Origin of the sequence: Thauera sp. GDN1, from assembly GCF_029223545.1 — a bacterium.
GTDB lineage: Bacteria > Pseudomonadota > Gammaproteobacteria > Burkholderiales > Rhodocyclaceae > Thauera.
Genome location: NZ_CP097870.1, coordinates 1,058,378 through 1,072,592 on the forward strand (window position 1 = coordinate 1,058,378; position 14,215 = coordinate 1,072,592).

At 68.6% G+C, this 14,215-nt stretch carries 11 protein-coding genes; all 11 read left to right on the forward strand.

Annotation, left to right across the window (positions count from 1 at the left end):
- Positions 1–2: 2 nt before the first annotated feature.
- From CKCBHOJB_RS04840 to CKCBHOJB_RS04890, 11 genes are read left to right on the forward strand one after another with little or no spacing between them, the layout of a single operon-like run.
- Complete coding sequence (locus tag CKCBHOJB_RS04840; protein ID WP_281050884.1) at positions 3–1,547, forward strand: XrtA system polysaccharide chain length determinant; 1,545 nt, start codon at positions 3–5, stop codon at positions 1,545–1,547.
- A gap of 13 nt (positions 1,548–1,560) precedes the next feature.
- Positions 1,561–2,523, forward strand: coding sequence for an XrtA-associated tyrosine autokinase (locus CKCBHOJB_RS04845; protein WP_281050885.1), 963 nt, complete (start codon positions 1,561–1,563; stop codon positions 2,521–2,523).
- A 1-nt stretch (position 2,524) separates the two neighbouring features.
- Positions 2,525–4,006, forward strand: a complete 1,482-nt coding sequence (locus CKCBHOJB_RS04850; protein ID WP_281050886.1) for a TIGR03016 family PEP-CTERM system-associated outer membrane protein — start codon at positions 2,525–2,527, stop codon at positions 4,004–4,006.
- Positions 4,007–4,017: 11 nt separating this feature from the next.
- Positions 4,018–5,103, forward strand: coding sequence for an XrtA/PEP-CTERM system-associated ATPase (locus CKCBHOJB_RS04855; protein ID WP_281050887.1), 1,086 nt, complete (start codon positions 4,018–4,020; stop codon positions 5,101–5,103).
- Entirely contained in the window at positions 5,100–6,263 is a 1,164-nt protein-coding gene (gene wecB / locus CKCBHOJB_RS04860; RefSeq protein ID WP_281050888.1) for a UDP-N-acetylglucosamine 2-epimerase (non-hydrolyzing), read from the forward strand. The genes CKCBHOJB_RS04855 and wecB overlap by 4 nt, the downstream gene beginning before the upstream one ends.
- Position 6,264: 1 nt before the next feature.
- Positions 6,265–7,104 carry an XrtA system polysaccharide deacetylase gene (locus CKCBHOJB_RS04865; protein ID WP_281050889.1) on the forward strand — a complete coding sequence of 280 codons (840 nt, stop codon included), beginning with the start codon at positions 6,265–6,267 and terminating at the stop codon, positions 7,102–7,104.
- A 24-nt stretch (positions 7,105–7,128) separates the two neighbouring features.
- Entirely contained in the window at positions 7,129–8,178 is a 1,050-nt protein-coding gene (locus CKCBHOJB_RS04870) for a FemAB family XrtA/PEP-CTERM system-associated protein (protein ID WP_281050890.1), read from the forward strand.
- Positions 8,179–8,182: 4 nt separating this feature from the next.
- Entirely contained in the window at positions 8,183–9,400 is a 1,218-nt protein-coding gene (locus CKCBHOJB_RS04875) for a TIGR03087 family PEP-CTERM/XrtA system glycosyltransferase (RefSeq protein ID WP_281050891.1), read from the forward strand.
- A 7-nt stretch (positions 9,401–9,407) separates the two neighbouring features.
- A complete protein-coding gene (gene xrtA / locus CKCBHOJB_RS04880) occupies positions 9,408–10,928 on the forward strand; it encodes an exosortase A (protein ID WP_281050892.1) in 1,521 nt (506 codons plus the stop codon).
- Positions 10,925–12,085 carry a TIGR03088 family PEP-CTERM/XrtA system glycosyltransferase gene (locus CKCBHOJB_RS04885; protein WP_281050893.1) on the forward strand — a complete coding sequence of 387 codons (1,161 nt, stop codon included), beginning with the start codon at positions 10,925–10,927 and terminating at the stop codon, positions 12,083–12,085. Before xrtA ends, CKCBHOJB_RS04885 begins: the two co-directional genes overlap by 4 nt.
- A gap of 22 nt (positions 12,086–12,107) precedes the next feature.
- A complete protein-coding gene (locus CKCBHOJB_RS04890) occupies positions 12,108–14,036 on the forward strand; it encodes an XrtA/PEP-CTERM system amidotransferase (RefSeq protein ID WP_281050894.1) in 1,929 nt (642 codons plus the stop codon).
- Positions 14,037–14,215 lie beyond the last annotated feature (179 nt).

A 14,215-nucleotide genomic window follows, 5' to 3' on the forward strand; every position in this document is an offset into this window, starting at 1 on the left:
TCATGGAAGAACTCGTATCGCAAATCACCGGCTACCTGCGCGGCATGTGGCGCTTCCGGTGGTGGGGGCTCGCGCTCGCCTGGATCGTCGGCATCGTCGCCGGAGTCGTCATCTACAAGATGCCCGACAAGTACGAATCGAGCGCGCGCGTTTTCGTGGATACGCAGTCGGTGCTGCGCCCGCTGATGGCGGGGCTGGCGGTGCAGCCCAACGTCGACCAGCAGATCGCGATGCTGAGCCGCACGCTGATCAGCCGCCCGAACGTCGAGAAGCTGATCACCATGGCCGACCTCGACCTCGGGGTGAATACGCCCGAACAGCGCGAAGCCCTGATCACCCGCCTGTCCGAGGACCTGCGCATCGGCTCGGCCGACCGCACCAACCTGTTCACCCTGTCGTATTCGGACACCCGGCCCGAGCGCGCGCAGCGCGTCGTGCAGTCGCTGCTGTCGCTGTTCGTCGAGTCCGGCCTGGGCAGCAAACGCCAGGACGCGGACGCCGCGCGGCGCTTCATCGAGGAGCAGATCCGCAGCTACGAGCACAAGCTCACCGAGGCCGAGAACCGGGTGAAGGAGTTCCGCTTGCGCAACATGGCGGTGCTCGGTGACGGTGCGCGCGACTACGTCGCCCAGATCGGCGCTCTCTCCGAGCAGGTGCAGCAGGCCCGGCTCGAACTGCGCGAGGCCGAGAACGGCCGCGACTCGCTGCAGCGCCAGCTGGTCGGCGAGGAGCCGGTCCTGCTGCCGCAGACGCCGTCGGCGTCCGGGGTGTCGATCCCCGAGATCGACGGCCGCATCGACACCCTCAAGCGCAACCTCGACGAGCTGCTGCTGCGCTACACCGACAAGCACCCCGACGTGGCCGGCACGCGGCGCCTGATCGAGGAGCTCGAGGCGCAGAAGCTCGCGCAGGTGCAGACCATGCAGGCCAGCGGCGGCAGCCAGTTCGGCGCGCTCGATTCCAACCCGGTGTATCAGCAGATGAAGCTCGCCCTGGTGCAGGCCGAGTCGCGCGTGGCTTCGCTGCGGGTGCGCGTCGGCGAGTTCCAGGGGCGGCTCGACCAGCTGCGCGAGCAGGCGCGCATGGTGCCGCAGATCGAGGCGGAAATGGCCCAGCTCAACCGCGACTACAGCGTGCACAAGAGCAACTACGACGCCCTGGTCGCGCGTCGCGAGTCGGCCAGCATCGCGGTGGACATGAACACCCAGACCGGGGTGGCCGACTTCCGCGTCATCGACCCGCCCACGCTGGCGACAAAGCCGACTGCGCCCAACCGCATCCTGCTGATCCCGCTGGCGGGGCTGGTCGGGCTTGCCGCCGGCTTCGCGCTGACCTTCCTGATCAGCCAGTTGCGTCCTGCATTCACCGATCCGCGCACGCTGCGCGAGGTCAGCGGCCTGCCGGTGCTGGGCTCGGTCTCCATGCTGCGCACGCGCGAGCGCGCGGCGGCGCGGAGACGCGGCCTGTTCGCCTTCGGGGCCGGTGTCGCGGCCTATGCCGGTGCGTTCGCCGCGGCTGCGGTCGCCTTGCGCTTGATCCAGGGTTAAACGAGGCCTCACGATGAGTCTTATTGAAAAAGCCGCGCAACGCCTCGATCAGCTCAAGCAGGCCTCGGCCGAGCCGGGGGACGAACAGCTATCGCCGCCGGCAGCCCGGCCCCCGGCTGGTGCCGGACCTGAGGCGGCTGCCGCGGCGCCCGCAAGAAGCCTCACCCAGTCCTCCGAGGTGCCGCTGACCGCGCCCCTGGCGCAGGCGGCGCCGGTGTCGCGAACGGCCCACATAGACCTGGGTGCCCTGGCGGCGCGGGGCATGGTCACACCCGACGAGCCGCGCTCGTCGATCGCCGAGGAGTTCCGCGTCATCAAGCGGCCGCTGCTGCGCAATGCCACCGACACCAGCGCGGTGCGCATCGAGAACGCGAACCTGATCATGGTCACCAGCGCCCTGCCGGGCGAGGGCAAGACCTTCAGTGCGATCAACCTCGCGATCAGCATGGCGATGGAACTCGACTACACGGTGCTGCTGGTCGATGCCGACGTGTCGCGGCCCTCGGTGTTCCGCCAGCTCGGCCTGCCGCCCGAGCGCGGCCTGATGGACGTGCTGGCCGGCGAGGTCACCGACCTCAGCGAGGTCCTGCTGCGCACCAACATCGAGAAGCTCTCGATCCTGCCCGCCGGCATGCCGCATCAGCGCGCCACCGAGCTGCTCGCCTCGGAGAACATGAACCGGCTGCTCAAGCAGATCGCCAGCCGCTACTCCGACCGCATCGTCATCTTCGATTCGCCGCCGCTGCTCGTTACCACCGAATCGCGCGTGCTCGCCACCCACATGGGCCAGGTGCTGGTCGTGGTCGAAGCCGAGCGCACCACGCACGCCTCGGTCAAGCAGGCGCTGGCCACCATCGAAAGCTGCCCGATCAAGCTGATGATGCTCAACAAGTCGCGTCAGAGCGGACCCGGGTCGTACTACGGATATGGATACGGATATGCTTATGGTGAAAAGCCGCGCGAGAACGCGGCCTGAGGTGGCCCTCCCGCGCCTCACGCTGATTGCCGCGCTGCTGCTGCCGCTCACTGCGTCGGGACTCGCGCAGGCGCAGACGGTGCGCATCCAGCCCACCCTCGACACCAGCCTGACCTGGACCGACAACGTCGACACCACCGACACCGACGAGCAGCAGGACTGGATCCTGGAGGTCTCGCCGGGGGTGTCGATCAGTCGCGAGTCGGGCCGCTTCAGCGGTGCGCTCGACATGCGGCTGCGCAACCAGATTTATGCCGAACAGACCGAGGACAACACGACCTTCCTCGCGCTGCAGGGCAGGGGCACGATCGAGGCCGTCGAGGATGCATTCTTCGTCGACCTCGGGGCCTCGGTCAGCCGCGACAACCGCTCCGCGTTCCGCGGCCGCTTCGCCGGCGACACGCTCGACAGCGATGAGGACAACGAGACCCGGCTGTTCTATGTCGGTCCGCGCTTCGGATTTCGTTTCGGCGAGAGCGGGCTGGGCAACATCGGCTATCAGGAGCGCTGGCTGAGCGGCGGGGATAACGCCCTGGGCGACCGCCGCACCAGCACCTGGAACGCGAGCGTGGCGGATCCGGTCGCCCTGCGCCTGTTCGGCTGGGGGCTGGACTACCAGCGCACCGACACCCGCTACGACGAAGGCGACACCCGCGACCTCATGCAGGAAATCGGCCGCGGCACGCTCTTCATCAACCTCGATCCGCAGTTCCGGGTACGTGCGATCGCCGGCTACGAGTCCAACGACTATTCGACGGTCCAGGGCGAGAGCGGTGCCATCTGGGGGGCGGGCTTCGACTGGTCGCCGACCGAGCGCACCAGCATTTCCGCCACCGGCGAGGACCGCATCTTCGGCACCGGCTACGACGTCGGCGTGCAGCACCGCATGGCGCGCTCGGTATGGAGCTTCTCGGCCACGCGCGACATCACGTCCTCGCTGGACGAGCTCGGCGAGACCCTGCTGCTCACCCCGCAGAACATCCTGGATCTCGAGGAGCTCCTCGTCACCGACCCGGACGCGGTCGACGATTACCTCGCCGGGCTCACGCCGCTCTTCATCCGCACCAACCGCTACTACGTCAGCAAGGCGGTGCGTGCTGCCGTCACCCTGATCGGCGTGCGCAACACGCTCACCGTCGGCGTCGCCCAGACCGACCGCTCGCAACTCGACACCCTGGGCTTCAGCGGCCTGGTCGACGACGAGTTCGACACCTACGACCGCGTCAAGACGCGCGAGGCCTTCGTGGCCTTCGATCACAAGCTCTCGGGCCTGGCCACGCTGAGGCTCGCGCTGCAGCGCTCGAAGTCCCAGGGCTACGGCGAGGACGAGGACGAGACGACGCGCACCGCCTACACCGTCGGCGTTACCCGCAACCTCGGCCCGCGGACCAGCGCCAGCCTCACCTACCGCCACACCAGGTCCGAAGGCACCGACGCCTACACCGAGAACACGATCGTCGCCGCGGTCGGCATGCGGTTCTGAGCGGAGAGCCGATGTACACCTCATTCTTCAAGCTCAGTGGCAAGCCCTTCCAGCTCAACCCGGACCCCGCCTTCTTCTACGGCAGCCGGGGCCACCGGCGGGCGATGGCCTACCTGGAGTACGGCCTGCACCAGAGCGAGGGCTTCATCGTCATCACCGGCGAGATCGGCGCCGGCAAGACGACGATCGTGCGCAGCCTGTTCGAGCAGCTCGACCCCGAGCGCGTCGTCGCGGCCAACATCGTCAGCACCCAGATCGATGCCGACGACATGCTGCGCCTGGTCGCCGCCGCCTTCGGCGTGCCCAGCCGCAACCTCGACAAGGCGGGGCTGCTGCTGGCGCTCGAGACCTACCTGGTGTCGGTCACCGCGGCGGGCAAGCGCGCGCTGCTGATCGTCGACGAGGCGCAGAACCTGACCCCGGCGGCGGTCGAGGAGCTGCGCATGCTGTCCAACTTCCAGCTCGAGGACCACGCCCTGCTGCAGAGCTTCCTGGTCGGCCAGCCGGAATTCCGCGACATGATGCAGCACCCCGAGATGCAGCAGCTGCGCCAGCGCGTGATCGCCTCCTACCACCTCGGCCCGCTCGACGCTCAGGAGACCCGCGGCTACATCGAGCACCGCCTGTCGCGCGTCGGCTGGGCCAGGGACCCCGACTTCGAGCCGGGTGCGTTCAGCGCCATATATGGCTACACCGGCGGCATCCCGCGCCGCATCAACACCCTGTGCGACCGGCTGATGCTGTCCGCCTACCTCGGCGAGCGCCACATGATCGGCGAAGGCGACGTCCGCGAGGTGATCGACGAGCTCAAGGAAGAGTTCGCCCCCGGCCGCGCCCGTCCGCTGCAGCCGCCGCAGCCCGCGGCGGGCGGTGATGCGGAGCTCGCGCTGCGCCTCGACGCCCTCGCGCTCGAGCGCCTGCGCGCGCCGCCCGAACTCGCCGAGCGGGCCACGAGCCTCGCCGGCAACTACGACCTGCAGCGCATCGAGGCGCGGCTCGCCGGTCTCGAGCAGTCGGTCTCCGCGACCCTCCAGGTCCTCTCCCAACTGCTGCAGGCGGTGCGCCGCGACGCGCCGGCAACGGACAAATCCGAATGAGCACTACGGCCGAGAAGCCCGCGCCGGTCATCTGCGTCGTCGGCGCCCGCCCCAACTACATGAAGGTCGCGCCCATCATCCGCGCCTTCGCCGCCCACAATCCGCCGATCCCCACGCTGCTGGTGCATACCGGCCAGCACTACGACCCGGCGATGAAGGACCGCCTGTTCGCCGACCTCGAACTGCCCGAGCCCGACGTCAACCTCGCCGTCGGCTCCGGCTCGCACGCGGTGCAGACCGCCGAGGTCATGAAGCGCTTCGAGCCGGTGATCGACGAGTACGGCGCGCGCGCGGTACTGGTGGTGGGCGACGTCAATTCCACGCTCGCCTGCGCGCTGGTCGCCAGCAAGCGCCACATCCCGGTGGTGCACGTCGAATCCGGCCTGCGCAGCTACGACCGGCGCATGCCTGAGGAGATCAACCGCGTCCTCACCGACCAGATCTCCGACGTGCTCTACACCACCGAGCGCTCCGCCCACGACAACCTCGCGCGCGAGGGCATCGCGCCCGAGCGCGCGGTCTTCGTCGGCAACGTCATGATCGACAGCCTGCGCGCCAGCCTGCCCAAGGCGGTGCCTGCCGACGCGCTGCTCGCCAGCGCCGGGCTGGATGCCGGGCGGATTGCCGGCGGCTACGGCGTCGTCACCCTGCACCGGCCGTCCAACGTCGACGATGCCGAGGTGCTCGGGCCGATCATCGACGCCCTGCGCACCGTCGCCGAGCGCCTGCCGCTGGTCGTCGCGCTGCATCCGCGCACCCGCAACAACCTCGAGCGCTTCGGCATGCTCGGCCGGCTCGACACCCCGGGCTTCCTGATCCTGCCGCCGCAGGGCTACCTGGAGATGCTCGGCCTGATGTCGGGCGCGCGCATGGTGCTCACCGACTCCGGCGGCATCCAGGAAGAGACCACCGCGCTCGGCGTGCCCTGCATCACCATCCGCGAGAACACCGAGCGTCCGATCACCGTGGAGCAGGGCACCAACACCCTGGTCGGCATCGATCCGCAGGCCATCCTCGCCGCGGCGCGCGGCGTGCTCGCCACCGGCGGCAAGGGCGGGCGCATCCCCGAGCTGTGGGACGGGCGCTGCGCCGAGCGCATCGCCGCCCACCTGCACGACTGGCTGCTGCGCACCGAGGCCGGCCCGCCCGCCGGAAGCTGACATGGAGACCCGCATCACCAACGCCTTCACCTGCGACGTCGAGGACTACTTCCAGGTCTCCGCGCTGGCGCCGCACTTCCCGCGCAACCAGTGGGACAGCGTCCCGTGCCGGGTCGAGGCCAACGTGGAGCGCGTGCTCGAACTGCTCGACGGCCATGGCGTGCGCGGGACCTTCTTCACCCTGGGCTGGATCGCCGAACGCTTCCCGCAGCTCGTCCGCCGCGTCGCCGACGCCGGCCACGAGGTCGCCAGCCACGGCTACGGCCACCAGCGCGCGAGCGAGCTGACGCCCGAGGCCTTCCGCGCCGACATCCGGCTCGCCAAGGCCATCCTCGAGGACATCACCGGCCGGGCCGTCACCGGTTACCGCGCCCCCAGCTTCTCGATCGGCACCGCCAACCTGTGGGCGCACGACTGCATCGCAGAGGAGGGCTACCGCTACAGCTCGAGCGTGTATCCGGTGCGCCACGACCACTACGGCATCCCGGACGCGCCGCGTTTCCCGTGGCGGCTGCCCAGCGGCCTCGTCGAGGTGCCGATCACCACCCTGCACCTGTTCGGGCGCAACTGGCCGGCGGGCGGCGGCGGCTTCTTCCGCCTGCTGCCCTATGCACTCTCGCGCTGGCAGATCGCGCACTTCAACACCCGCGACAAGCGCCCCGCGATCTTCTATTTCCACCCCTGGGAGCTTGACCCCGATCAACCTCGCGTGACCGACGCCACGACAAAGATCCGGTTTAGGCATTACATTAATCTCAGTCGTACGGCCGCGCGGCTCGACCGCCTGCTGTCCGATTTCTCGTGGGGGCGTGCAGACGAGGTTTTTAGCGACGCCGCCTGAACCGACAGGATCCGGATGCCCAGCATGGACCGATTGCCGATCAGTGTCAGCATGCTCACCTCATCGCAACGCGAGCGCTGGGACGCCTTCGTGCAGCGTTGTCCGCAGGCCACTTTCTTCCATCTCTCGGCCTGGCAGGGGATCCTGGAAGAGGTTTTCGACCACCGCAGCTTCTACCTGTATGCCGAGCGCGCGGGCGAGATCGTCGCCATCCTGCCGCTCGCCGAAGTCCGTAGCCGGCTATTCGGCCACGCGCTGACTTCGCTCCCCTTCTGCGTCTATGGCGGCATCGCCGCGGATGTCGATGCCGGCGCCGACGTTGCCCACGAGCTCGAATCCAAGGCCGAGACGCTCGCCCACGCGCTGGGCGTGCGGTACCTCGAATACCGCAACCTGCACGCCCGCCACCCGGAGTGGCCGCGGCAGGACCTCTACGTCAGCTTTCGCAAGGAGATCCTCCCCGAGGTCGAGGCCAACATGCTCGCCATTCCGCGCAAGCAGCGCGCCATGGTGCGCAAGGGCATCAAGAACGGGCTGGTCAGCGAGATCGACGACGGCGTCGACCGCTTCTTCGCGCTCTACGCCGACAACGTGCTGCGCCACGGCACGCCGGCGCTGTCGAAAAAGTATTTTCAGCGCCTCAAGGACAGCTTCGGCGAGGCCTGCGAGGTCCTCACCGTGGTCGGTCCGGACGGCAAGCCGCTGTCGAGCGTGCTGAGCTTCTACTTCCGCGACGAGGTGCTGCCGTACTACGCCGGCGACGACGTGGCGGCGCGCGAGCTCGCTGCCAACGACTTCAAGTACTGGGAGCTGATGCGCCGCGCCTGCGAGCGTGGCTGCAAGGTCTTCGACTACGGCCGCAGCAAGGTCGGCACCGGCCCCTACGATTTCAAGCGCAACTGGGGCTTCGAGCCGCAGCCGCTGTCTTACGAGTACCGCCTGTACAAATGCGACGGGGTCCCGCAGCACAACCCGATGAACCCGAAGTACCGCAGCTTCATCGCGCTGTGGAAGCGCCTGCCGATCGGGGTGGCGAACCGGCTTGGGCCCTACATCGTGCGCAACCTGGGGTAGGACCGTGACGCCGGACAAGGACGGGCTGCCTCCGGTGCTCTACCTCACGCACCGCATCCCTTATCCGCCCAACAAGGGCGACAAGGTCCGCTCCTTCAACATCCTGCGCCAGCTCGCGCGCACCCACCGGGTCTGGCTCGGCACCTTCGTCGACCACCCCGACGACCAGCGCCACATTCCCGCGCTTGCCCAGTGGTGCGTGCAGACCTGCGTGGTCCCGATCGAGCCCGGCGTCCGCCGCATCGCCAGCCTGCGCGGCCTGCTGCGCGGCGAAGCGCTCAGCCTGCCGTACTACCGCAGTCCGCGCCTCGCCGACTGGGTGGCGCGCAAGGTCGCCGAGCACGAGATCCGCGCCGCGGTGGCCTTCTCCGGGCCGATGGCGCAATACCTCGACGTCCCCGGACTCGATCGCCGCATCATCGACTTCTGCGACGTCGACTCCGCCAAATGGTCCCAGTACGCCGCCGAGCACCGGTGGCCGATGTCCTGGCTTTACCGCCGCGAAGGCGCCCGCCTGCTCGACTTCGAGCGCGCTGCCGCCAGCCGTGTCGATGCCAGCCTGTTCGTCACTGCCGCTGAGGCCGAACTCTTCCGCCGCGCAGCACCCGAGGCCTCGGGCCGGATCGGCGTCATGCAGAACGGCGTCGATGCCGACTTCTTCTCGCCCGCGCATGGCGGCGAATCCCCCTATCCGGCAGGCGCTCCCGTCATCGTCTTCAGCGGCGCCATGGACTACTGGCCCAACGTCGACGCGGTGGGCTGGTTCGCCACCGAACTCCTGCCGCGCATCCGCCAGCAGCTGCCTGGCGTGCGCTTCTGGATCGTCGGCATGAACCCGGCGCCGGCGGTGCAGGCGCTGGCGGGGGAGGGCATCGTCGTCACCGGCACCGTGCCCGACGTGCGCCCCTACCTCGCCCATGCCGACGTGGTCGTCGCCCCGCTGCGCATCGCGCGCGGCATCCAGAACAAGGTCCTCGAAGCGATGGCCATGGCCCGCCCGGTCGTCGTCTCCGCCGACTCCGCCGCCGGCCTCGCAGCGCAGCCCGGACAGGACTGCGAGATCGCCCGCGATGGCGAAGACAGCGTCCGCCAGGTGCTGCAACTGCTGGAGGATCCCGCCCGCCGCAGCGCCATGGGCGTCGCCGCGCGCAGCTGCGTGGTGGAGAACTACAGCTGGCAGGCCCATCTCGCTCGGCTCGACACCCTCCTTACTCCGGCCTGATCTCGCCATGTCTCGCATCGCCTCCCGCGCCTTCACCACCGTCGCCCTCGCGCTCGCCCTGACGCTGCTGTGGGTGGTGGGCTGGTACTGGCAGACCGCGCAGGAGATCGCCGACATCTGGCGGCGCTCGGACACCTTCGCCCACGGCCTCGTCGTGCTGCCGGCCTTCGCCTGGCTGGTGTGGGACGCACGCGAGCGCATCGGCGAACTGCAGCCGCAGCCCGTAGGATGGATGGCGCTGCCCATCCTCGCCGCCGGCCTGTTGTGGATGCTCGGCGGCATGGTCAGCGTCGCCGCGGCCCAGCACTTCGCCCTGTTCGCCATGCTCGTCTCGGCTTTCGTCGGCGTCCTCGGCTGGCGCCTGAGCCGGGTGCTGCTGTTCCCACTGGTTTTCCTGTTCTTCGGGTTGCCGATCGGGGAGTTCATGATCCCCACGCTGATGCACTACACCGCGGAGGTCACGGTGTGGGCGCTGCGCCTGTCCGGCGTGCCGGTGTATCAGGATGGGCTGCATTTCGTGGTACCCAATGGTCGCTGGTCGGTGGTGGAGGCCTGCAGCGGTATCCGTTACCTCACCGCGTCGCTGATGGTGGGCGCGCTCTACGCCTATCTCAACTACACCAGCCTCAAGCGCCGGCTACTGTTCATGGTGGTCGCGCTCATCGCCCCCATCCTCGCCAACTGGCTGCGCGCCTACATGATCGTGATGATGGGCTACCTCACCGACAACCGTTTTGGCGCCGGCGAGGATCACGTCTTCTACGGATGGATCCTGTTCGGCGTGGTCATCCTCGCGATGTTCTGGATCGGTGCGCGCTGGCACGAGCTCAGGCTGCCCGCGGCCCAGGTGAGGGCGCCCGCGACGATGCAGCGCGCCGCGTCGTGGGGCAGGGGGCTGCCGCTGATCATCGCGATCGCCATCTTCCCTCCGGTGCTGAAGCTCCTCGACACCCCGGTGCCCGATTTTCCGGTCCGCATCGCCGCGCCCGAGCCGGCGGCCGGCTGGACGACGTCCCTGGGTCCCGACATCGACTACCGCCCGACGTACAGGGGCGCGCGTGCGGATGTATTCCAGGCCTACGCGGCCGACGGCGCAGCATTGCCCGTCGGCTTCTTCGCGGCGTGGTACGTGGGCCAGCGCGAAGGCAGCGAGATGATCGCGTGGGAGAACGGGCCCACTTCGCCCCGCCAGCAGGACACCCGTCTCGTTCGCAACACGCTCACGCTGGAGGTGGACGGCTTCACCGTGCGTGAGAACCGCATCGCGACGCCCGCCGGACGAATGCTCGTCTGGCACTGGTACCGGGTGAACGGCCGCAGCCTCACGCGTGATGCCGAGGTCAAGCTGCGCCTGGCGTTCGATCGCCTCCGTGGCATGGACGACGAGTCCGCGGTGGTCGTGCTCGTCACGCCCGAGGGGCGCGATGATGAAGAGGCCGCACGCTCGCGCCTGGAGGCTTTCTTCCGTAGCCATCGGACCGCGATCGAGGCTGCGCTGGACGCGCCGGCTCGGAGCATCCCGCAATGACGCTAACCACGGGCGCCCCCGCTACAGGGTCGCGCCCGCTGGTCCTGCACGTCCTCTACAGCTTCGACGTCGGCGGGCTGGAGAACGGCGTGGTCAATCTCATCAACCACATGCCGCCCCAGCGCTTCCGTCATGCGGTGGTCGCGCTCACGCGGTGCGCGCCGGCCTTCTGCGAGCGGGTGCGACGCGGCGATGTCGAGTTCATCTCGCTGAACAAGCCGCCCGGCCACGGTGTCCGGCTCTTTCCTGCATTCCTCCGCCTCTGCCGCCGCCTGCGCCCGTCGATCGTGCACACCCGCAACCTGGCCGCACTGGAGTTCGCCGTGCCGGCTGCGCTGGCGGGCGTCCGGGCGCGGGTGCATGGCGAGCACGGCTGGGACACCGCCGATCCCGGCGGCACGCGACGCAAGTACCAATTGCTGCGTCGCGCCTACAGCCCCTTCGTCAGCCGCTACGTCGCGCTGTCGGGGCAGATCGAGTCCTATCTGGTCGATCGGGTGGGCATCGCGCCCGAGCGGGTGGAGCGCATCTGCAACGGTGTCGATACCGCCCGCTTCCGGCCTGCGGCTGTCCGTGAGCCGCTCGCCGGGAGTACGTTCGACGACACTGCGCTGGTGATCGTCGGCACCGTCGGCCGGCTGCAGGCGGTGAAGGATCAGGTGAATCTCGTGCGTGCGTTCGCCCTCGCGCGCGGACAGGGTCGAGCTGGCGCACGGCTGCGTCTGCTGATCGCCGGCGACGGCCCGCAGCGCGCCGACGTCGAGGCGGAGATCCGCGCCGCCGGCATCGGCGACGTCACCTGGCTCGCCGGCGAGCGCAGCGACGTGCCCGAACTCATGCGCGCGCTCGACGTGTTCGCGCTGCCCTCGCAGGCCGAGGGCATTTCCAACACCATCCTCGAAGCCATGGCCAGCGGCCTGCCGGTGGTCGCGACCGACGTGGGCGGCAATGCCGAACTGGTCGCGGAGGGCGAGACCGGCGCCCTCGTTCCGGCGCGCGATCCGGATGCCATGGCGAGGGAATTACTGCGCTACACTGAAGATGCTGCATTGCGACACGCCCATGGTGTCGCGGGTCGCAAGCGGGTGGAGCAGAATTTCAGCATCGACGGCATGGTGATGCGCTACACCCGGCTGTACGAAGACTTGCTCAAGTGAACGCATGTAAAGGATCCTGATCATGTGTGGCATCGCCGGCCTCTTCGATACCCGCGGCAAGCGCGACTTCGATCGTGCGCTGATGCAGCGCATGAACGACGTCCAGCATCACCGCGGTCCGGACGAGGGCGGCTACCACTTCGAGCCCGGGGTCGCGCTCGCCCATCGCCGGCTGTCGATCATCGACCTTGCCACCGGCCAGCAGCCGCTGTTCAACGAGGACGGCTCGGTGGCGGTGGTCTTCAACGGCGAGATCTACAACTTCCAGGCACTCGTCCCCGAGCTCGAGGCCCTGGGCCACGTCTTCCACACCCGCAGCGACACCGAGGTCATCGTCCACGCCTGGGAAGCCTGGGGCGAGGACTGCGTGCGGCGCTTCCGCGGCATGTTCGCCTTCGCGCTGCACGACCGCAATCGCGACACCCTGTTCATGGCGCGCGACCGCCTCGGGGTCAAGCCGATGTTCTATGCGCTGCTGCCTGACGGCACGCTCGCCTTCGGCTCCGAGCTCAAGGTACTGATGCAGCATCCGGATCTGGACCGCCGCATCGATCCGCTCGCGGTGGAGGAGTACTTCGCGCTGGGCTACGTCGCCGAACCGCGCACCATCTTCCTCGGCGCCAGGAAGCTCGGCCCGGGCGAATCGCTGTGCGTCCGCCGCGGCCACCCCGTGCCCGGACCCCGGCAGTACTGGGACGTGCGCTTCACCCTAGACAACCCCACCAGCCTCGAAGACGCCAGCGCCGAGCTCGTCGAGCGTCTGCGCGAATCCGTGCGCCTGCGCATGATCGCCGAGGTGCCGCTGGGCGCCTTCCTCTCCGGCGGGGTGGATTCCAGCGCGGTGGTCGCCACCATGGCGGGGCTCTCCGACGAGCCGGTCAACACCTGCTCCATCGCCTTCGACGACCCCAAGTTCAACGAATCCGAGTTCGCCCAGAAGGTCGCCAACCGCTACCGCACCAATCACTTCGTCGAGACGGTCAAGTCCGACGACTTCGACCTCGTCGACACCCTGGCCGCGCTCTACGACGAGCCCTACGCCGACAGCTCCGCCATCCCCACCTACCGGGTGTGCCAGCTCGCGCGCAAGAAGGTCACCGTGGCGCTCTCGGGCGACGGCGGCGACGAGAGCTTCGGCGGCTACCGGCGCTACCGCCTGCACCTGATGGAAGAGAAGATGCGCGCCGCGCTGCCGATGGGCGTGCGCCGGCCGCTCTTCGGCCTGCTCGGGCGCGCCTACCCCAAGGCCGACTGGGCGCCGCGCGTGTTCCGCGCCAAGACCACCTTCCAGGCCATGGCGCGCGACGCCACCGAGGCCTACTTCCACAGCGTCTCCATCCTGCGCGGCGACATGCGCGCAAGGCTGTTCAGCGCCGATTTCCGCAGCAAGCTCGGCGGTTACGACGCGCTCGACGTATTCCGCCGCCACGCCGCGAACGCCGGCACCGACGATCCGCTCGCGCTCATCCAGTACCTCGACCTCAAGACCTACCTGGTCGGCGACATCAACACCAAGGTCGACCGCGCCAGCATGGCCCACTCGCTCGAAGTGCGCGAACCGCTGATGGACCACGAGCTGGTCGAATGGCTCGCCACCCTGCCTTCTGGCCTCAAGATCCGGGGCAACGAGGGCAAGTTCCTGTTCAAGAAGGCCATGGAGCCCTTCCTGCCCGACGACGTGCTCTATCGCCCGAAGATGGGATTCTCGGTGCCGCTCGCGCGCTGGTTCCGCGGCCCGCTCAAGCAGCGCGTACGGGACGCGGTGCTGGGCGAGACGCTGGCGGCCACGGGGATCTTCAATACCGACTACCTGCGGCATCTGGTCGACGCCCATCAGTCCGGTGCGCGTGACTACAGCTCGCCGCTGTGGACGCTGTTGATGTTCGAAGCCTTCGTCCGCAACAACGGATCAATGGGGTCAGACTCCATTGATCGGCGCGCGCATGCCTGAGTAAGTGATATGCCAAACACTGACACTGTCTCTCAAAACCCGCTCGACACGCAGTCGCGAGACTTTGCTGAAGAATGCTGTCGACAGTCGAGGCTTATCGCGCAAGACCCGCAGGAGGGGGACATGCTCGACTGGATCGAGCAGGTTGCGGATAGGGCTGGCTGGGGCGTGGTGAAGGA

What these genes read in the sequence shown, in the direction of transcription:
- CKCBHOJB_RS04840 (WP_281050884.1), top strand. Translation starts at nt 3, where the DNA reads ATGGAAGAACTCGTATCGCAAATCACCGGCTACCTGCGCGGCATGTGG.
- CKCBHOJB_RS04845 (WP_281050885.1), top strand. Translation starts at nt 1,561, where the DNA reads ATGAGTCTTATTGAAAAAGCCGCGCAACGCCTCGATCAGCTCAAGCAG.
- CKCBHOJB_RS04855 (WP_281050887.1), top strand. Translation starts at nt 4,018, where the DNA reads ATGTACACCTCATTCTTCAAGCTCAGTGGCAAGCCCTTCCAGCTCAAC.
- wecB (WP_281050888.1), top strand. Translation starts at nt 5,100, where the DNA reads ATGAGCACTACGGCCGAGAAGCCCGCGCCGGTCATCTGCGTCGTCGGC.
- CKCBHOJB_RS04865 (WP_281050889.1), top strand. Translation starts at nt 6,265, where the DNA reads ATGGAGACCCGCATCACCAACGCCTTCACCTGCGACGTCGAGGACTAC.
- CKCBHOJB_RS04870 (WP_281050890.1), top strand. Translation starts at nt 7,129, where the DNA reads ATGGACCGATTGCCGATCAGTGTCAGCATGCTCACCTCATCGCAACGC.
- xrtA (WP_281050892.1), top strand. Translation starts at nt 9,408, where the DNA reads ATGTCTCGCATCGCCTCCCGCGCCTTCACCACCGTCGCCCTCGCGCTC.
- CKCBHOJB_RS04885 (WP_281050893.1), top strand. Translation starts at nt 10,925, where the DNA reads ATGACGCTAACCACGGGCGCCCCCGCTACAGGGTCGCGCCCGCTGGTC.
- CKCBHOJB_RS04890 (WP_281050894.1), top strand. Translation starts at nt 12,108, where the DNA reads ATGTGTGGCATCGCCGGCCTCTTCGATACCCGCGGCAAGCGCGACTTC.